Annotated in this window: 22 protein-coding genes; 2 read left to right on the forward strand and 20 right to left on the reverse strand. The window is 53.4% G+C overall.

Translation table 11 applies throughout. From position 1 onward, the window contains the following. Positions 1 to 9 precede the first annotated feature (9 nt). From ACOCF6_RS01180 to ACOCF6_RS01270, 19 genes are all read right to left on the reverse strand, one after another. On the reverse strand, positions 10 to 1,401 hold the full coding sequence (locus ACOCF6_RS01180) for a hypothetical protein (protein ID WP_482458555.1): 1,392 nt from the start codon (positions 1,399 to 1,401) through the stop codon (positions 10 to 12). Positions 1,402 to 1,421: 20 nt separating this feature from the next. Continuing rightward, positions 1,422 to 1,979, reverse strand: coding sequence for a hypothetical protein (locus tag ACOCF6_RS01185; protein WP_482458556.1), 558 nt, complete (start codon positions 1,977 to 1,979; stop codon positions 1,422 to 1,424). Positions 1,980 to 1,990: 11 nt separating this feature from the next. After that, on the reverse strand, positions 1,991 to 2,167 hold the full coding sequence (locus tag ACOCF6_RS01190) for a hypothetical protein (protein ID WP_482458557.1): 177 nt from the start codon (positions 2,165 to 2,167) through the stop codon (positions 1,991 to 1,993). 93 nt (positions 2,168 to 2,260) lie between these two features. Continuing rightward, positions 2,261 to 2,461, reverse strand: a complete 201-nt coding sequence (locus ACOCF6_RS01195) for a hypothetical protein (RefSeq protein ID WP_482458558.1) — start codon at positions 2,459 to 2,461, stop codon at positions 2,261 to 2,263. Positions 2,462 to 2,471: 10 nt separating this feature from the next. Further along, on the reverse strand, positions 2,472 to 3,716 hold the full coding sequence (locus ACOCF6_RS01200) for a hypothetical protein (protein WP_482458559.1): 1,245 nt from the start codon (positions 3,714 to 3,716) through the stop codon (positions 2,472 to 2,474). Positions 3,717 to 4,031: 315 nt separating this feature from the next. Continuing rightward, positions 4,032 to 4,619, reverse strand: coding sequence for an outer membrane protein (locus ACOCF6_RS01205; RefSeq protein ID WP_482458560.1), 588 nt, complete (start codon positions 4,617 to 4,619; stop codon positions 4,032 to 4,034). Positions 4,620 to 4,632: 13 nt separating this feature from the next. After that, entirely contained in the window at positions 4,633 to 4,779 is a 147-nt protein-coding gene (locus ACOCF6_RS01210) for a hypothetical protein (protein WP_482458561.1), read from the reverse strand. A 28-nt stretch (positions 4,780 to 4,807) separates the two neighbouring features. After that, positions 4,808 to 5,518, reverse strand: coding sequence for a class I SAM-dependent methyltransferase (locus tag ACOCF6_RS01215; RefSeq protein ID WP_482458562.1), 711 nt, complete (start codon positions 5,516 to 5,518; stop codon positions 4,808 to 4,810). Next, positions 5,515 to 6,186 (reverse strand): glycosyltransferase family 2 protein, encoded by a 672-nt coding sequence (locus tag ACOCF6_RS01220; protein WP_482458563.1) that lies wholly within the window; start codon positions 6,184 to 6,186, stop codon positions 5,515 to 5,517. Before ACOCF6_RS01220 ends, ACOCF6_RS01215 begins: the two co-directional genes overlap by 4 nt. Next, positions 6,183 to 7,502 (reverse strand): hypothetical protein, encoded by a 1,320-nt coding sequence (locus tag ACOCF6_RS01225; RefSeq protein WP_482458564.1) that lies wholly within the window; start codon positions 7,500 to 7,502, stop codon positions 6,183 to 6,185. The genes ACOCF6_RS01220 and ACOCF6_RS01225 overlap by 4 nt, the downstream gene beginning before the upstream one ends. Positions 7,503 to 7,976: 474 nt before the next feature. Continuing rightward, on the reverse strand, positions 7,977 to 11,423 hold the full coding sequence (locus ACOCF6_RS01230) for a hypothetical protein (RefSeq protein WP_482458565.1): 3,447 nt from the start codon (positions 11,421 to 11,423) through the stop codon (positions 7,977 to 7,979). Then, entirely contained in the window at positions 11,420 to 11,974 is a 555-nt protein-coding gene (locus ACOCF6_RS01235) for a hypothetical protein (protein WP_482458566.1), read from the reverse strand. Before ACOCF6_RS01235 ends, ACOCF6_RS01230 begins: the two co-directional genes overlap by 4 nt. Continuing rightward, on the reverse strand, positions 11,971 to 12,528 hold the full coding sequence (locus ACOCF6_RS01240; RefSeq protein ID WP_482458567.1) for a hypothetical protein: 558 nt from the start codon (positions 12,526 to 12,528) through the stop codon (positions 11,971 to 11,973). The genes ACOCF6_RS01235 and ACOCF6_RS01240 overlap by 4 nt, the downstream gene beginning before the upstream one ends. Positions 12,529 to 12,538: 10 nt before the next feature. Next, the gene (locus tag ACOCF6_RS01245) at positions 12,539 to 12,892 is read right to left on the reverse strand and encodes a hypothetical protein (RefSeq protein WP_482458568.1); all 354 of its coding nucleotides are present in this window, start codon (positions 12,890 to 12,892) and stop codon (positions 12,539 to 12,541) included. A gap of 449 nt (positions 12,893 to 13,341) precedes the next feature. Further along, positions 13,342 to 14,523 carry an SH3 domain-containing protein gene (locus tag ACOCF6_RS01250; RefSeq protein ID WP_482458569.1) on the reverse strand — a complete coding sequence of 394 codons (1,182 nt, stop codon included), beginning with the start codon at positions 14,521 to 14,523 and terminating at the stop codon, positions 13,342 to 13,344. Positions 14,524 to 14,823: 300 nt separating this feature from the next. Continuing rightward, positions 14,824 to 15,171: a hypothetical protein gene (locus ACOCF6_RS01255; protein ID WP_482458570.1), complete on the reverse strand. Its 348-nt coding sequence runs from the start codon at positions 15,169 to 15,171 to the stop codon at positions 14,824 to 14,826. Further along, positions 15,168 to 15,725, reverse strand: a complete 558-nt coding sequence (locus ACOCF6_RS01260; protein ID WP_482458571.1) for a M23 family metallopeptidase — start codon at positions 15,723 to 15,725, stop codon at positions 15,168 to 15,170. Before ACOCF6_RS01260 ends, ACOCF6_RS01255 begins: the two co-directional genes overlap by 4 nt. After that, positions 15,722 to 15,913 (reverse strand): hypothetical protein, encoded by a 192-nt coding sequence (locus ACOCF6_RS01265; RefSeq protein WP_482458572.1) that lies wholly within the window; start codon positions 15,911 to 15,913, stop codon positions 15,722 to 15,724. Before ACOCF6_RS01265 ends, ACOCF6_RS01260 begins: the two co-directional genes overlap by 4 nt. A gap of 103 nt (positions 15,914 to 16,016) precedes the next feature. Beyond that, positions 16,017 to 16,511 carry a metal-dependent hydrolase gene (locus ACOCF6_RS01270; RefSeq protein ID WP_482458573.1) on the reverse strand — a complete coding sequence of 165 codons (495 nt, stop codon included), beginning with the start codon at positions 16,509 to 16,511 and terminating at the stop codon, positions 16,017 to 16,019. A gap of 146 nt (positions 16,512 to 16,657) precedes the next feature. Between ACOCF6_RS01270 and ACOCF6_RS01275 the strand changes: the two genes are divergently transcribed. Both ACOCF6_RS01275 and ACOCF6_RS01280 read left to right on the forward strand, forming a co-directional pair. After that, positions 16,658 to 16,981, forward strand: coding sequence for a hypothetical protein (locus ACOCF6_RS01275; protein WP_482458574.1), 324 nt, complete (start codon positions 16,658 to 16,660; stop codon positions 16,979 to 16,981). Between the two features lie 29 nt (positions 16,982 to 17,010). Further along, positions 17,011 to 17,442: a hypothetical protein gene (locus ACOCF6_RS01280; RefSeq protein ID WP_482458575.1), complete on the forward strand. Its 432-nt coding sequence runs from the start codon at positions 17,011 to 17,013 to the stop codon at positions 17,440 to 17,442. A gap of 6 nt (positions 17,443 to 17,448) precedes the next feature. On the opposite strand, the gene ACOCF6_RS01285 is transcribed toward ACOCF6_RS01280, so the two are convergent. Beyond that, positions 17,449 to 17,664 (reverse strand): hypothetical protein, encoded by a 216-nt coding sequence (locus tag ACOCF6_RS01285; RefSeq protein WP_482458576.1) that lies wholly within the window; start codon positions 17,662 to 17,664, stop codon positions 17,449 to 17,451. Between the last annotated feature and the right edge of the window lie 77 nt (positions 17,665 to 17,741).

A 17,741-nucleotide genomic window follows, 5' to 3' on the forward strand; every position in this document is an offset into this window, starting at 1 on the left:
CAGATGCTCTTAAACGCCCTTCTTCACGCGCCACATCTTCAACGAGGAGTTGGCTGTCTCGTCCTTGTTCACCTCGACAAGGCACCCGGCCGATACCCTGGCAACCACGACCACATAATCGATCTTGTTCCGCTCGAAGTACGAGCATTCATCGTCGGTGACCAGACCCGATTGAACGATCTTCACCACAACCGATTCAGACGTCTTGTCTTTCGCCAACGTGGTCTCAAGCGGTGGGAACACCTGTATGGGGTTCTTGTTCTCATAGATGATCGGGTAGGCATTGTAAGGGCTGCTGAACACCCTGGTGCCTTCTGGGAGTGTCAGGTGACGCGTCCACTGTATCTGCCCCGCCTTGATTCGCATCTGGTCTACAAACGCCAATCCGACCATCACAATGGCAGCCGACACACAGGCAACAGCAACCCTCGGGGTCACCTTCCTGGACAGGTCGAAAAGATCATTCCTCCAGACGTACATGACGTAGAACAGCATCAGAGGCAGGCCGATATCGAAAGCGAACCGCTCCTGGATAAGCAAGGGTGCTGAAGCAATGAGTGTCGCCAGGTACACGTTCATCTGCCGCCGCTTGTAGATTGTGAATGCGAAGGCAAGAATGATGGCGGCTGTTTCCGGCACGAGCATCATGGCGATCGGCGATTTCATCTCCGGGGCGACGAGTAGCGGGTGTGTCCCCATGACGCCGAACAATTTTCTCACCGAGACCAGGTAGGCCCCTTTCGAGAGCGCCACCAAAGCCAGAAACGAAACTGTGGATCCGGCCAGCAACCCGTAGGCCGTCCTGCGGCTGCCGGAGAACCAATGACCGACTGCAAGAGGGAAAGTGAACAGAAAAAAGAGCCAATGCAGACCGGCCGATATGATGCCGGCCGCGAAACTGCCCACAAAACTTCTCGACGGCAGCAACAGGCATAAGACCAACGAGGCGAACATCACCGGCCTGATCTGCACCGCCCGGAAGAACATGGCGCATACGAACAGGGCCGCGAAACCGATAACCACAAAACCGTGCTGGGCATCTGATCCATCTTTCTTGGCGTTCCGGAAGACGACGAAGGAATACAGGCCGAAACAGAGCGCCTCGATAGCCGCCGTGGCGCGGTGGAGACCAACAACGGACGCGAGCCACCCCACAAGGGTGTCAAAGAGGTAGTACGGGTTGTAGCCATTCATGTCGCTGAACAGGGAATCGGGGAACATGAAGGCATATCCCCCCAGGGGACGGTAATCATACTCTCTGATATGCCGGAGGAAATCGGTTAAAGGTTCTGCTCCAGTCAAAACCGCCAGCAGGCCGATAGACAGGCTGACCAGGAGAGCAATCCCCCAGTAACCGAACACTGTGCAACCACAACCTTCACTTTCTACGTTTTCTTTCAACAGAACACCGCCTTCTGCCTTTATTTGATTGGTATGGCATCCCTGGAATCTGCCAGCTGCTTATAGTAGGTTGCCCATTTTTCATAGACGTCACCCAACTCCTTGCGCTTCGAGGCCAAGATTGCAATCTGACGTTCCGATTCCTTGCTACCCTCCTTATCGCCTACCTGCGCCAGACGTTCCGCGGCGAGCGACAGATTATGGGCATCCGCGTCAATAGAAGCAGTCTGCTGCCTAATGGCTTTGAGAGTTTCTTCCACTTTGGCGAGTTCACCGTTTATCCGAATGATCTCAGCTGCAGGAGGAAGTGCCTGGGGTGGGGGTGCCTGCGGCTCTTGAAGTGCTTCTGGCACTGCAGTCTTGGCCGTATCGTTGACTTTTTGGGAGGCCTTGCTCGCGGGCGGTTTCCCGCTGGGAACCATCATCATAACGCAGAGGGCGAGCACAGCTATGCCCCCGCCAAACATAATCACCTTTGGGGGTATCTTCTTGGGCTCGTCATCACCAATCTTCCCATTCTTCTGTGTCTGTTTCGGGCTACTTGGAATGACAAGATCTTCCGGTCTGGGCGCTCCCATAATCTTCTCCTTTACGACAGCAGCTTGGCCATGCGCTCTGCGATTTGCGGGTGCTTATGCTTGATAGAATTCAGCACCTTCCGTTTTTCCCTCTCGGTGCTGGCGCCGCGATACCGCTCAATAAAGTCGCGAGCCTCATTGAATTTCGGAATTGATGCCTTAATTGATGTATTTTTCGTTTTAGGCATAGTGGTTTCCTTTCCCAATACCCACAACCATTGAACCCCCCAAAACATCTGGGGGGACAACGTCCTGACATACATAACTGGTTTCCAGTGAACTCATGCGGCTTTCCTTACCCGGCGCTCGATCTCACATCCGTCGATGATCTTCGTCTTGCCGAAAGCGTCCTTGACGGAAATCCGGACAATACTCCGGCCTTGCCAGTTTTTCACCTCTGGCCGGGCCGCTACGGTAAGTGGTTCCTCGAACACCTGGACGACATCGCCTATTCCAAGGTTTCTCGCGAGCTCAACATTCATGGCAAACCTCCTATCTGCCCAAAGTGATATCCGGCCAGGTGCTGTTGCCGGTATCAACCGAAACAAGGGCTTTTTCAGCCGCAGTCCCATTGTCGACCCAGGCGACATACATCGTCAGTGACGTGGTAAGGCCGCTGTTGTTGGTCAACGTGAGAGCCCCTGATGGGTTCATCGCCATCTGGAACACCCGGCCGGCAGCTGCGCGGGGATTTACTGCCGGATCAAGGTTGTAGATGCCCGTCAATGCCCCGCTTACCGTGTCAACCGGACCGCCAACCGACTGGCGCACGCTTGCGGTCGCTTGTGCAGAGTAGTTGATGCTGTTCGCCGAGGTGACCGTGATTTGCATGCTGAGAACGCCTACCGCAGTGCTGTCAGGGTTCGTGTATGTCCACACACCAGGGAACACTTTGGTGAAGTCTCCGGGGTGCAACGCCATAGATGTAGTGGTTATGTATGTGACTGAGGTCATTTCCCCGCGGTAGAGCATCTGGTTGGTCAGCATGCTGGCGGGTGTGAACCCTCCGTTACCCAAAATATACGGCAAAACCCCCGGGGAGGAATACGTAAGCCCAAAGTATGCGCTGGCAGCGGGGATATACTGGATGCCAAGAAGACCTGCAGCGTATTTATTGACCAGAGTTGCGGCGTAATTACCTCCGCCGGCCGGGCGAAGGTTGGTAATGGAGACGGGATATGTGCCCGCCGGGGTGGAAACCGGGTTGGTGGATAAATCGCTTGAATTGATGAACGTACCGGTGCCGTTGTACCCATTGGCAAAAACGGGCACTACCGGTGCGGTTACGCTCGCGGCAGTTCCTGTCCCTACCGTGTGTCCGCCGAAAACGTCGGTACCCTTCACGGAAGTGATAGTGTACCCGCTGGCCGCCGGCGTCAGAACTACTACTACGCTGCCCAGCGAACGGGGTTCCGTAACAGTGAGCGACATCGTCTTGTCAGCTGCGACCGTACCCGAGACCGCCCCTGAAATCTTCAGAGAAGCAAAGTCCCCTGTCAGGGTCGAACCGCTTTGAGTAATCGTGAGTGAATAAGGGATCAGAGAGGTCAAAATGTTGGTCTTGTACGTTCCCTCGTAGGTACCCGCTACCACAGGAGCCGGAACGCTCGGGGTCGTGGTGGTAGTGGTGGTCCCGGGAGTAGTGTCGCTTGCTGACCCACCGCCTCCACCGCCGCCGCATCCCATCAGTTGCAACATCAAGAGTCCTGCAATTGCCAATAAAATCGATCTTTTCATCCGTAATTCTCCTTATATCTGGTTTGTCCGTCAGCCACCAATATTGAGCACACCCAAAACCCAGAAAAGACCAAGAACGCACACGGCCACCAGGCACCTCAACACCATTTTCAGTGCTTCTTTCCCAACCTGGTTTAGCGGTAATCCCATGACCGACAAGAGCCTTTCTATCATTTGAGGGCTGTTGCTAAAAAACTGTAGAACATCACGCAAAGTAACCCGAGAACCGCAAACAGACATCCGGCCCAAAAATAAGCCCTGATATACCCAAAGATCACCTGATTAATATCCTCTGGTTGCCTGCCCATTTGCGTCTCAGAAGCGGTAACGCGCGCCAACCATGGCGTTATGGGCGGTGTAGCTGGCGTCCACTTCCCCCAATTTGAACCGGAGTGTGGAAAAGTAGCGGTAGGAAGCATCCAGGACAATATGTTTCGTCAGGTAGTACCCTATCCCTCCTATTGCCTGATAAGCGAACCGTGTGTCTGAGGATCCGCCGGAAACAGGCACACCCCCAACAGCGAAGTTGGATGAAAGTTCCGCCCTGGCCAAACCACCCCCGCCACCGACATACGGCCTCCACGAGCGATTATTCACATCGAACTCATAGACTCCGTTGACCATGTACGAGAGCAGTTTTATTCCCCCAGTCGCGCCCACCCCGCCGAGGCTGTCCACATTGCTGTCCCTGTAGATCACTTCTGCCTCGACCCGGGCTTTACAGAATTCGAAACCGGCAACTCCTCCGACTGAATATCCTGTGGCAAGACTGAGGCGGGTGTCTCCACCGGTTGAAGCCCCTCCGACGACTCCTACATAGGGCCAACTGCAATCACCAGCGACGGACAAACTGGCCACGCCGAGGACAAGTGTTGCTGCAAGACTTGCTATTACTCTCCTCATAAGACACTCCTTTTCATTTTGTCTGTTCTAAAACCAACGGCTTCATATCGGCTTTTCTAACGTCCTTGCCTGCCCATTTCGCCTTCAACAGCAATCCCGTCATGGCCAGAGGGACACCCAAGAAAATTGCAATTCCAATCAGCACACCATATTCGTACATAACCACTCCGCGATCGCACCGGTCCCGGCTATATCTTCACCGCGTCAACCAGGATATTTTTCCCAAGCATCTTGCCGTTTGTGAGAGCGTCGAGCTTACAACTGATCGGGAACACGAAACGGTCGTATGCGGCCACACTACCGGGGGTAAGACTGCCCTTCCACCCGATCAATTTCCCAGCGTACTTGCAGGCCAGTGTCGAAAAATATCCCGCTATATCGAAATAACGGAACCCGTCTATCCTGAAACCGGTTTCGTAGAGCTTCGACCTGATATCCTTGACGTTGTAGCGCCTGTAATGACCGACATAGGTGTCCATTTCGGTGAACAACTCGTCCCGGGCTGGAAGAAGCAGGAACAGTCTCCCCCCCTCCCTCATGGCCCCTGATATGCCGGCCAGGCTGGCGGTATCATCTTCGATGTGCTCCAGAACGTTGATGCTGTAGACGAAATCGAACTGGTCGTTTTCCAGGGCAACAAGGGACGAAGCGACGTTGTGTTTCCTGTCGATATGTGCCCCGACACGCAGATCCGGTTCGACGCAGGTGATCTTGCCTGCGAACGTGTTTGCAAAGACCCCTCGCCCCGCCCCGAAATCAAGGATGTGCGAGGCGCCGGCGGCCCTGCCGTGAATCATCTCCGCTATGGCGCTGTTGTAATTAGCTGCAACATCCATTGATTCGAGGTTGAACGGGTCTGCCACGGACATAGTTGCCAGTTTGTTTACCTGTGTGTTCATGCTGGACTCACCTGCAGCCGGACGTACATAGCCGATATTTTGATGAAGTCCATGAAGTTGATTTTTTTTCCTTGCTCCTTGGTGCGCGGGTGATACCCAACCGGCACGAACAGGATAGGGGCTTGGCGCCGGAGAGCTTTCAACGTCAACTCCGTCTCTATCTCGAAGCCGTCTGACCTGAGATTGAGTGAGCGCATGAAATCAGTCTGGAGGACCCGTTGACCGGAAAAAACGTCCGGGACGCCCGCTAGGTGAGCAAACATTTTGTTAGCAGCAAAACTGGTCAGTGAAACCTGGCGGTACAGGTCGGTCATGACCATGGTCCTCTGGCCGATGATCATCTTGTAATCACCCTTTTCAGTGAGGAGCACCAGATTCTCGGGCGGGTATTCAAGGTCCGCGTCCTGAAGGCCGACAAGATCGGTTCGGACATGATCGAGAGCGTTCCTCAACGCACAACCTTTCCCCTTCCTGGTGTGATGCCTTAACAGGCGGACGCCGGGGTGCCGGTCTCGGTATCCCCCGACGATGAGCGATGTCCGGTCGCTTGAACCGTCATCAACCACAATGATCTCATCAGTCACATTGAGGGTCGCATCGAGAACGCTGGCAATGGTGTTTTCTTCGTTCAGTGCAGGGATAACGACGGTCATGTCTCGATTTTTCATAGCGGGGCTCCTTTTCCCAGTGGTCTCAATTGTGGCGGGACTTTCCATACTCGATACGGGCCGGCCAACTTCACCAACTCGAACCCTGGGGGGAATTCCCGTAGATTGTTTTCAATGACATAGTCGTAAGGCTTGAGCAAAAAAGGGTCAGGATTGAGACGCCCGTACTGCTGAGCATCCCTCATTGCCTTCACCAGTTCCCGCGTGTCCCAACCAGGTTCCATACAGGGTGATGCCCCGATACCTTCGTTGCCGTAGACCGCCTTGAACATCGTGTTCATATCAAGCATCAGCACCCTGCTCCCGGCCGGGACAACGTCCTTCAACACCTTCCAACTCTCGGGGGGCTTTGTGTATGACCGGTAGCAACAGGCCGTGATGAAAATGATCACCACGACACTCTGGGAGAGCTTCACATTCCAGTGCTTCGCATACGACAAGGCCGAAGGGATAACCACTTCGAGGTAGCGGGTCTGGTTACTGAGCAGGAACCATCCAGTGGCAATCAGCCTCTTGATGTCGCGCCGCCAGTAATGCAGTACGGGTATGAGAACGACGCATACGATCATCAGGCCATAGTAGATCGGTTTGGCTTCGGAGATTTCGAACCCTCGCCGCCCCTTCATTGTGAGGATTTCGTGCAGGACTCGCGTATATTCGCTGCCGCCATACATGAACCACCCGACAAGACCGGCAACGAGCGGAATGGCGTAGATCCTTCGCAGAAATACGAGTGGGATGAAGTACACCCAGAACAGGTAATAAAAGCTGGCCATCAAGCACCCGAGCAACAAATGGAACCACCAACGGGCTCGCTCGTCGTCGACAGCTGCCATGGCCAGCAGAAACAGTCCCGAGACCAGGGTGGACGGCCGGGCAAGCAGTAAGCGACTGAAACACAGCGCCAACGTGACCATCATCAGAGAGAAGCGCAGGTTCATACTGGTGGCACCGCGCAGTAGCCAAAATATCGCCCCGCCAAAGACCGAAAAGACAATGGCCTGGACAGCAATGAACCCTTGCGGGCCGAAGAGGGCGTGCATCTTCCCTACTGCCACATCAAAAAGCAGATACATGTCGAAAGCAGGCATCCCCGGGGAAGAGGGGAACATCAGACGATAGTCGTACCCGTAGGTGTAGGCCTTCATGTGGCGCAGTAGATCGTCGGGTGGTTCGGCTGGGAGAGTGAGAAGGATGAGCAGATAAACGCAAAAGCAGAAGACAACGCCTCCCATACCGACGTCCTCATAGTTCGTCAGCGAGAAGCCTTTGAATGAGTCCTTGAGTCTCTGTATCGTTTGGGAGTTACGTTTCAACGAGAGACCTCGGCCCCAGCAGGTAGGTCCGCTACCGCCGATTTACTGGACTTTTTGACAAAACCGCGCGATTTTCTGCCCCAGATGGACGCAGGCCGGCGCAAAGGTTCTGACGGCACCGGAGTTTTGGTAAAAGTCCTGCCGTTTGCCCATGTTTTATCGCGATCTAACCCCACTATTGAGGCGAACCACCAGAAAACCGCGGAGACGCCTCGAATAACAATCCTTGTGGCCATCTTGACGGCCGTCACCGCGAATGACGCAAAGAAAACGGCCCAAAAAACTGTTATAAACATATTGTGATCGATAGGTCCTGGCATAAACCCTCCTATTGGGTATATGCTTCAGCGGTTTCCGTTTTGAGTCCTGTCAGAGACCTTTTTGGAAAAATAAACAAAAAAACCGCCGCTGCCCGGAGGAGGCAACGACGGCAATAACAACAATGGGATGTTCAGTGGAGTGCTTATGTGCCTGCTAGGGCAAACCTCGTACGGTAAGTCCGTTGGCTATAACTTTGCCTCCAGTCACGGTGAGCGGGTAGTTCAGGATAATTCGGTTTATGGAAACCTCGCCGGCATCCACAGCCATCGAACCCTGAATAGTGGTAGTGCCGGTCGCCGGGCCCCCGAACCCTGACGGGAACCCCCCGTTGATCGTCACACCAACGGATTTGCCAAACGTCAGGTTCTCAACCAGGGTATCGGACACTATGTCCAGCTTACTGCCGGACACTGCCAGGGCATACGCATCAGCAATTGTCGCAAAGATGGTTTCTGCCATGTTAATAGTCAGGCGCACTGTTTTTTTGAGGTCAAAACCATACGATACAGACTTGTCGCCATTCATGATCGCATCGCAATTACCTCCGGCCACAGGAGTACACCCCCCGGAGAAAGCACTGGCTTGCGATTTTGCACCGGCAACCGGGGTCAGAACCACATGGCTCCCGGTATCATAATCTGCCCAGCAGGTCACTGGTGCCTCGTTAGGCTTGCTACACATGATCCCGGCGGGCGCGCTGCTTACGGTGCCCTCCCCTGCCCCGTCCACTACAACCGTCAGTCGCGACATCGTTGTTGTATCACCTGCAGGTGAAACAGGCCCTGCCGAACAGGTGTTGTAGGGCGTCACCCTGAAATAATAGGTTGTAGCAGGGGACAACCCGGTGACGCTGGCGCCACTCGCTGCCCCGAGGTCAAGTCTCGAATACGGCTGAATCAGACCAGACTGAAATAATGGGTCGGTCGAGACGTCCACCAGGGAGCCAGTGGTAGAAGGAGGCTTGTTCCAGCTGAATGAAAATGAGTCCCTGGAAGTGGAGACGAGAGAAACAGATGCCGCTGCGGGGGGAAGACATGCTGTTATCGATACCTCTTCGATCGACAGGGAAGCGCCGTTCAAGCCGCCTTCCTGATAAATATCTGCCTTTAACAGGATAGATTGCCCCCGCGGGATACCATCAGCAGGGAACGTCGCCACCCACCCACCTGTTTTTCTGGCTACTGCGGCGGTCAGTGCTTTCCAGGTCACTCCGGAATCGTCGGAATAACTGAACAGGACATAAGATCCCGCCGGCAATGAACCTCCCCTATCGAGGTCAGCCCTTAACCCGTCCTGGGAGAGAGAAAGAGTTTGTGTGCCGGTAGCAGGTGCGTTTACTCTGACGAGACCCTTCTTGGCCTGCCCGTCGAATTGCGTAAATAGACCGGCGACCAGGACGCCTCCGTCTGGATGATAATTGGCTGAATAAACCCAGTTGTCAGCTCCACCGGCAAAAGTCAGGTCGGCTGTCCCATCTTGGTTCATGCGCGCAAGACGATTGGATGCCATTGTGCCGAGCAGGGTGAAGTTACCCCCGATCCAGAACGACCCGTCTGCCTGGAGCAGAATCGTATCAACGCCGTTATTGGGTTTATAGAGACCTGAAAGAGTGTCTATGGACCCTGTGGTCGTTAGCCGTCCCATCCACTTGTATCCGGGTATGCATTCAGAGGCTCCTGTAAGCGACGTGCACCCGACAAGGATCTTTTCCCCATTCTGTACCGCGATAACTGCCACGGTGCCGGTGGTCGTCGTCACAGGACTCGTGAAGGTGGTATCGGTAGTCCCGCCGAGTTGATTCAGTCTTACGATCCGGTTTCTCGACACCCCGTTGACGGTTGTGAACATGCCTCCCACCAGAATTTTTCCGTCCGACTGCATGGCCAAGGTGAAGACGGCATTATTCAGTGCGGGAGTGAAGCTGCTGTCGAACGTCCCGTTTGTATTCAACCGCGCTATATAGCTCCTGGGCGTCGTGAACACCCCGCCGACAATTACTTTACCGTCAGCCTGGAGGATTGCCCCGCTGATAGTCTTGTCTATGGAAACAGGCGTGAATGTCCCGTCAATGGAGCCATCAATGTTCAACCGGGTTATCCTGGTTGTAGTCGCACCTCCGTCGAATGAGAAGAGACCGACGACCACAAGTTTTCCATCTGCTGTGGCCAGGATGCCTTTGACGGTGCCTCCCGAGATCCCCGCCGCGAGATGGGCGTTAAATGAAGTGTCGAGTGAACCGTCCCTGTTCAGTCGGGCAATATTTACCATCGGAGTCCCGTTGACGGTCGTGAACGTGCCGCCGATCAGTGTTTTGCCGTTAGCCAGCACAGTCGAAGCCGCAACATTGGTGTCGACAATCGGGTTGAAGGTATTGAGGACACCACCAGTTCCCGGTTCGAATCTTGCGATGTTGTTTCGAGAAAACCCGTTTACTGTTGCGAACTGACCACCGGCAACCACACCGCCATCTGCCTGTATGGCCAGCGCCGTGACCTGTGTACCGGTGTTGACCGTACCGTTGAACGTGTTGTCCAGAACTCCTTCTGTGGTCAGCCGCGCCACCATCCTGGCTGGAGACACACCGACTGTTGAAAACAAGCCACCGATAATTATTTTTCCATCAGATTGAACGACTGCCGTTACCGCACCCGGTACGTTGGGATTGAAAGTCCCATCCAGAAAACCAGACGCCGCAATTCTTGCAACACCGCTCCTTGTGACAGTGGTCGACGGAGGCACAGCGTTGCCCCTATTATCAAAAGCGCTAAAAGAACCCACCAGAAGAAGATTGCCTCCCCCTTGGCCAACTATCCTGTTCACGGGCCCATTAGGGAACATAGGGGTGAACGTCGTGTCCAGGAAACCGGACCAATCCACCCTGGCCAACATGTATGTGTGGTATGTGCCGGTGTCCACAAAGAAGTCGCCGCCCAACAATACATTCGTCCCCTGCATCTCGATAGCGTTGACAACCGCCGTGGCCTGCCCTGATCCTGACAGAACGGGGTCGAAGGAATCGACTGTGCCGTTCAGGTCGTTGCTGATGCGCGCCATTCCATTTCTGACCAATCCACCGATTGTATCAAACGAGCCACCAACTAGAATGTAACCTCCCGTTGATACATTTCCTGGTTGCGGTTGGATTGTGATCGCCCTGATGCTTGCTGCGCCACCAGCCAATGACGCCCCGACGTCTTTGAATGTCGGGTCAACGGTGCCGTCAGCATTCAGTCTGGCCATCCCCCCGTAGGAATAAACAATATCTATGTCGCTCGTGTCGATAACGGTTGAGAAGTCTCCACCGACCAATATTTTCCCATCTGCCTGCAAAGTGATGGCGCGAACTGGGCCATCAAACGAGGTTGCGCTTATCAGACTGACAAAGTCAGGGGTCCCGTCTGCCTCCAACTGAGCTATCCTGCCGTAAGCCAATCCCGATACGGTTGAAAAGTCTCCGCCAATCAGGATCCGTCCGTCTGGTTTTACCATCACCGTATTTACCGGACCGTTGGGTGCAGGGTCGAATACCGCACTCATTGCGTTGGTCACCGTTATCAAGACAAACATCCCGGCCAGCAACATCCCCACTGCTTTGTTCATACCGTACCCCCAATAGGGAGCGTATCAGAATACATTCCCCCGAAATATTCTGCGAAAGCGCTTTCCAGCAGCGCAAAGCCGCAGCACTCCCTGTGTCCGTTAAGTTTGTTGAAGTCGAGGCGTGCCCTTTCGACACCAGACTGCATCACTTCGAGCATATTGTGGATTGCGAGAATATCCTTGGCCGTGACCACGGGAGGTTCGCCGACCTCGACCTGCATCACCTGGTTGATATCAAAGCGTCCAAAAAATGTCTCTCCGTGTTCCGCCTCCTGGCTGAGACCAAGTTCGTAAAAGAGGAATACCCGCACAGCGCCATACCACGTCGTCAAGGCCCTCCCCGCTTCCGGCGCGACAATATTAATTGCTCTTTTCAAGTGGTCACAGACATAGGCGGTACAGAACAGCTTGTCTTCGCACCCGTGAGGTTCTTGGCACCGACCAGACCGGCTGCTGCAGCATGTACCACCGCATGCGAGACGGCAAAAAGCCCTGATTCCCATTTTATCCATGAGCTCACTTGTGATTTGATTCGCATCTAAATATTTCAAACGAAACTCCTGTGCCCGAACCGCTCCAACTCAGCCAGTTTCGATTTGGCCGACCACAACTGGTGGATTACTCCGATCTGGGCATTCAGAAATTCGTCGCAGGGGTCGGGCGCAAGCGCCTTGAGAAATCGGTAGGTATCGTCCACCAGTTTGAATGAATGGTAGGCAAACCCCTCCGGGGAAAGGGAATTGACGAAGGACGTGGCCAATGTGCCGGAATGAAGCGCCATGTAAGACAGCAGGTAGTCAGTCTCTTGCAGGTCATCGGAATCGGCAGGCTTCAGACACTTGGATTTTTGGGCTTTTTCAAGCCTCTCGTTCAGTTCGTCGAGACTGACGCTGGCTACGGCCATAACATTGACAAGTGAGCAGATAAGGACTTCCGCGCCATAATGATACTGCGTTAAATACCTGCCGCGTGACGTCCGGTATACATTGATCAAGGTACCCAGTTCTTCTGCGGTCCGCAGTGCCCTGTGCTGGAGGACATCACCATCACGTTTCGCTCGATACGCTATCTCCCCCACCATATCGTAGGACGACTTGTCGATCATGAACTCCCTCCTAATTTTCGTTGTAGTAACTTTTGGCCGCATCCCTGGTTTCCGCCTTCTCATCGCCGTTAGTCACCGGGACAAGGACTCGGCGCCGCTCTGGGACCTTGGGCCATTTCGCTTTCTCCAGAAACTTGCCTTCCTTGATGTTGTTGAAGTTGTGGGCTGTGTCATTGGCTGCATCCCCCACGGACGGAGCGCTGCTGTTTTCACTCATACGGTGCCGCCGCTCCTCGCGTAGAGCTTCCACCGGATGGTGCGTGACGCTCCATACCTTCGATACAACGATCAAAAACGCTATGAGCGCTATCACTCCGGTGATCGCCCAGAACACCTGATATTTTTTTATTTTTTTCCTAGCCACCGAAACACCTCACACCTTTCACTCACAAAAGTTCAGAACTCGACAATCCTTTTTGTATATCGACGACCCTTTCAAGAATCATCATGTTCTCCTGCCTGAGTGCTACAATTGCTTGAACACACTCATAATCATTCACTCCAAACAAGCTTCTCAAGGCCGCAAGCATAGCCTTACCTCCCCTTCCCTCTCGGTTTAAAATCCTTTCCTGCTTTTGACCCATATACCGAAGCGGTGGATAAACGTCGTGCCGGCGACTGCCCCGAAAGACATGACGAAGAAACTTTTCAGAACGATCGACCAATTGCGCTGCAGTTCGTCGGTCCCGAGCAAGAATCCGAAAAAAGCTGTCATCCAGAAAAAGCAAATTGGGACATATTTTATGAAGATTACTGCCAACTCAGAGGCAGCGTCATACCTGTGTCTCATGGATGTACCCTTCCCACCGGCGATCAGGCTTTTGCGCCCTGCACCATTTTCTTGTCGCAGATAAAGTAGTCTGCAAGTTCACCGTCAATGATCCGCTTGAGAAGGTGAGCGAACACCTTCTGCCCTTTTTTGGCCGACTCCTTCGGGACCCTGAAAATAACGAGATCCTCTTTCGTGACCATCTTGACGTTGCCGACACCTTTGAGGAACACTTCTTCACCAGAGGACTCCACTTCCGAGACGAGTTTGAAATCAGGCATTCTGGTTAGCGCGGCGACAACATTCCTCAGATTGGTGATCTCTTCTGACTCGGCCTTCGCTTTAGCCGCTGCCTGGGCCGTCACTTTCTCGTCTGGAACCAAAGGCCGCCGCATATCGGCTAAATCCCGTTGGATGCCCGCTACCATAGCCTTCATTTCAGCAACATCATTCGCATTGCCTGCAGGAGATTCCTTGCTGCGCCGGGCTATTTCACCACGCAAGGCAACCAGTTCACCTTCTAGTTTTTTACTCGCCAGATGGGCAGCCTCCAGTTCTTTGTTCTGCTGCTTCAACCTGATGTTTTCCTGCGTTTGAGCCGCGTAGGACATTTCTTTCTCAGCAATGACGCCTTTAAGCTGCCTGACCTCTTCTCTCAGGGCGGTCTTGTCGGCATCTGCGGCCTTCGGCTTGTAGATTACGACCACTGAGCGGATGTCGGCTTCCTTTCCTTCCTTTGCGAGGGACTCTGTCAGATTGTCGATATCCCCCTTGATTCTGCTTTCGGCATCATATTTATCCAGAATCTCGACTGTCTTGGTTACTGCAGCCGGAGTCGGGGGCTTTACCTCTGATACTGCGGGTGGCACCAGAGAGAACATGATCTTGGGAGCGGCCTCATCCGTTTTTGCCTCTGCGGGTAGGACTTTCTGGTCTGCCCCGATGCTCATGTAACCCGTGGACATGTAACCGGATACACCATTAAGGGCCTTAACCTTGATCCATCCCGGCCTCAACGCCCCATCGAATTTGTCATCAATGATCGTGACCGTCCCGCCCAATGGAACGGCGTCGAGGGCCACAGACTCAACCCTCGCCTCTTTCCTTATCCGGACCTGCCGGCCGGTGACCACTGCCGTCACATTCGCTGCCGACGCAATAGACGAAATAGATGCTGCTGCTAAACAGATTACTGCTGCTATTGTTCTGCTTGTCGTTTTCCCCATGTCTTCACTCTCCTCACTTTGTTATTTCTGCTTTTCTGCTGTTTAGTCGGGTTCTTGCCGCCCTCTCTCAAATCCGAGTAATAGCCGGCGAATGCATCAGGTGTTTCCTTTTGCGAACTCACCGCCACTATTTGGTTCGGATCGTGGATCCGGTAACCGTCAAGTGCCGTTGAGCCCATGCTGCAGGCCTCAACCTTCCCCACCTCTTCACCCTCTTGCCCGAGAGGGTTTGACCCGCCTCAACCAAAGGACATGCCTGGTGACAGAAGCATCACCACGACGCCGATTATTACTGCTGACTTACTTCGCATCGGTGTAATAGCTTTCTTTCGGCTGTTCACTTTCCCCTACTGGCAGGAAGGTCACCGGTACGGGCTTCTGTTTTTTTAGAGGAGGAGGTTGAGGCTGCTTAGCTGGGCCCCGGCCCTGGAGAGGGTTATCCAGAAAGTTTTTGAAGACGCCCGAGATTTTCGATGAGGATGCCGCGGTGGTTTCCTCCTGTGCGACCTGTTGCTTCTCCGCGATCTTCTTCACGGCCTTTTCCTTGTCCGACTTCTCGGAATCCCGGTACATCCAGAATGTTGCCGATGCCATTACAAGGGCAAACCCGATCCCCATAATTAACGGCCAATTGCTTTTCTGTTTCACATTCCCCCCTCAATATATTGATCTACCCATGCGTATTCGCTTGCGGGCGCCTCATGGACAACCTGTTGTTTCTCTATCAGACCCTGTCCGTGAGTCGGTTGCACCGTTTCATTGAAGTAAGGCGAACGCCCCCCTGGCCATTGCCGGACTTCGTAATGAACATGTGGGCCGGTCGAGTGTCCGGTGCTTCCAGCCAACGCAATGACCGTGTCGGTATCAACCCAGTCTCCTACCTTCACCAACAGCCTCTGGTTGTGGCCGTATATCGTAACGAATGAATTCCCGTGGTCGACCGCTACAAGATAACCATATCCACGATGCCAGCCGCTGAAGTGGACTCGCCCCCTTTGGGTCGGGTAGACGCGTGTGCCGGCCGGCACCGCGATGTCAGTCCCCCGGTGGAACATAAGCTTCCCTGAACCGAAGGGGTCTTTGCGATAACCCCGCACGGAAGTGACCACGCCCTGGTCGACAGGAGACTGACGGTCCGCATTTGCTTCTCCAGCAGTTATGATGGCCACCAACAACGCCAATAGTGTCAAACTCGCTTTCATCTTCCACCCCAGGGTGTTGTAGGGTGCAAACCCTTGGGGCTATCGTCGTCACTGCCAGCGCCGCCGCCCCCGCTACCCTTCTTTTTTTTGCGTGGACCTTTTTTGCCTTCCATATCTTTCTCGATATAGATGACCTTCTTTTTTTCATCGGGAGTGGCTATAGCCGATAAGGCGGCCAGAACACACATGCCCCCACCTAGAAGAACTACTGGGATCCAACTTGCTGCCACTGTTCCTCCACCACCGCATACGAATTCGTAAATTTTCTCATTTTCGTATGCAGGCAATCGCTCAAGTCATGCTCTTCAAAAATCCATTCAGAAATCGATACGCGTGCTGAGCCTCTTCCGTCAGGTAATCCTTGTGGAGAAACCCTCTGGCAAACATCGCGGTCAATGAAGCAAACACCAATACCCAGACAGTGAGGTACTCGCTGGCCGTGTGAGTAACGTAAAAATCAAACCCCTTGCGCGGACCGTTGGGCGTTTTCCACGGTATGCCCCCACGACTTAGGCAGTCCTCGAAAAGGTGACAAACGCAACCGAACACTATGAAAAACAGGAAGTAAACCGGGTATGTCGGGGCGACACAGACGAAAGCATACAAAATGACGCACAGAACGATGTACGGGTACGGCCAGTGCGTTACCGTCCGATGCGGTATGACCTTGAATTCAAATACGTCAGGCAACACCGAACCGATCCCCGCCAGTGCAGCTGAAACAAGCGTTCCGGTTGCGGCATAAACCATCGCTATCGTAGTAAGTTTGTGGCTATGCCATTTCACGTGTGCACTCCCTATAGACTATATGCTCCGCCAGTTTCCGTTTTCAGGGCTTGAAAATGCCATTCGGGCAAATAAATCGACTGTGCTTGCTTTGGTTCGTGGTTTTGGTATAGTGTGTACTACCAAACGGTATGATGAGGTCACTGATGAACCGAAAGAATTTACTGGTCAACAATCGAGGTTTTTTCCATCTTCACCTGCTGACCATAACTTTTTTCTCTCTTGCCCTCGTCGGCGGCTGGTATATTTACAGCAGCTACAAGCAGAACAGGTTAAGCGCCAACATGACCCAGGTACTCAGCGACTATAAATCCCTCACTTTGCAGGCCGTGACCAACGCCCCCGATCGGGCCAAGATCGAGAAGAACCTCCAGGAGATTAACCAGATCATCTCCCGGGGCCCCGGCATCAAGTCTTCGAAACCCGCAAAATCATTTTACGACCTCGACTACCCCTACTCTCAAAAGTGAAGACTCTCCGCATTATCTATACGTGCCTCATGTTTGTTATCGTTGCGGAACTTCTCCCGAAACAGATCAAAGAACCGATACCCAAGATATGGGGAGCTATCGAGGGGACCACTGGCCTTGACCATACCGGTTTTGCCTTCACTCCCTTCGGCGGTCAGGGCAACTGCCGGATCGTTAATGCGCGCCTTGCACTCAAGACACCCGGTTCGAAGATCGTATTCGGCATAGTTACACCCAAAAATGGTAGAAAGTACCCTCACCTCTGGGTCACCAAGGATAACCAGGTCCTTGACCTGTCATGCAAAATGACCGACCCGAACTGCCAGAACCGCAAAATGTTTGCAGTCATCGACCCCGTAACCTTGGCACTGGACGCAAAAAACCCCACGAATCCAGCTGAGGAATATCAGGTTTCATGGGGTTTGGAGTATTTATCGGGTCTTAAAAAAGCTTCTCAGTAATGTCCGTCATGCCCTCCCTGATCTGGTTGTAAATCCAGTCAGCCTCTTAGCCGTTCGAGCCAAAATGTCACGCAGGTAATAGACCGAGAAGCACAGAACGCCTGTCCAGGCAAGAACATGGTCGAGCGCTGTGTAGCTGGTGAAAATGTGCGGAGTCGTCGCCAGACAGATTACGGACAGGAAAAACACCAGAAGTGCCATTATGTCGTTAAAATCTTTCATCCGCCACACCCTCCCCTTAAATTTTGTAAAAATATTATCACTAACATTCAGATAATGCAACCGATTGGTTGTATTGT

The organism is Geobacter psychrophilus, from assembly GCF_056821595.1.

What these genes read in the sequence shown, in the direction of transcription:
- ACOCF6_RS01185 (WP_482458556.1), bottom strand. Translation starts at nt 1,979, where the DNA reads ATGGGAGCGCCCAGACCGGAAGATCTTGTCATTCCAAGTAGCCCGAAA.
- ACOCF6_RS01190 (WP_482458557.1), bottom strand. Translation starts at nt 2,167, where the DNA reads ATGCCTAAAACGAAAAATACATCAATTAAGGCATCAATTCCGAAATTC.
- ACOCF6_RS01195 (WP_482458558.1), bottom strand. Translation starts at nt 2,461, where the DNA reads ATGAATGTTGAGCTCGCGAGAAACCTTGGAATAGGCGATGTCGTCCAG.
- ACOCF6_RS01200 (WP_482458559.1), bottom strand. Translation starts at nt 3,716, where the DNA reads ATGAAAAGATCGATTTTATTGGCAATTGCAGGACTCTTGATGTTGCAA.
- ACOCF6_RS01205 (WP_482458560.1), bottom strand. Translation starts at nt 4,619, where the DNA reads ATGAGGAGAGTAATAGCAAGTCTTGCAGCAACACTTGTCCTCGGCGTG.
- ACOCF6_RS01210 (WP_482458561.1), bottom strand. Translation starts at nt 4,779, where the DNA reads ATGTACGAATATGGTGTGCTGATTGGAATTGCAATTTTCTTGGGTGTC.
- ACOCF6_RS01215 (WP_482458562.1), bottom strand. Translation starts at nt 5,518, where the DNA reads ATGAACACACAGGTAAACAAACTGGCAACTATGTCCGTGGCAGACCCG.
- ACOCF6_RS01220 (WP_482458563.1), bottom strand. Translation starts at nt 6,186, where the DNA reads ATGAAAAATCGAGACATGACCGTCGTTATCCCTGCACTGAACGAAGAA.
- ACOCF6_RS01230 (WP_482458565.1), bottom strand. Translation starts at nt 11,423, where the DNA reads ATGAACAAAGCAGTGGGGATGTTGCTGGCCGGGATGTTTGTCTTGATA.
- ACOCF6_RS01240 (WP_482458567.1), bottom strand. Translation starts at nt 12,528, where the DNA reads ATGATCGACAAGTCGTCCTACGATATGGTGGGGGAGATAGCGTATCGA.
- ACOCF6_RS01250 (WP_482458569.1), bottom strand. Translation starts at nt 14,523, where the DNA reads ATGGGGAAAACGACAAGCAGAACAATAGCAGCAGTAATCTGTTTAGCA.
- ACOCF6_RS01260 (WP_482458571.1), bottom strand. Translation starts at nt 15,725, where the DNA reads ATGAAAGCGAGTTTGACACTATTGGCGTTGTTGGTGGCCATCATAACT.
- ACOCF6_RS01265 (WP_482458572.1), bottom strand. Translation starts at nt 15,913, where the DNA reads ATGTGTGTTCTGGCCGCCTTATCGGCTATAGCCACTCCCGATGAAAAA.
- ACOCF6_RS01275 (WP_482458574.1), top strand. Translation starts at nt 16,658, where the DNA reads ATGAACCGAAAGAATTTACTGGTCAACAATCGAGGTTTTTTCCATCTT.
- ACOCF6_RS01280 (WP_482458575.1), top strand. Translation starts at nt 17,011, where the DNA reads ATGTTTGTTATCGTTGCGGAACTTCTCCCGAAACAGATCAAAGAACCG.
- ACOCF6_RS01285 (WP_482458576.1), bottom strand. Translation starts at nt 17,664, where the DNA reads ATGAAAGATTTTAACGACATAATGGCACTTCTGGTGTTTTTCCTGTCC.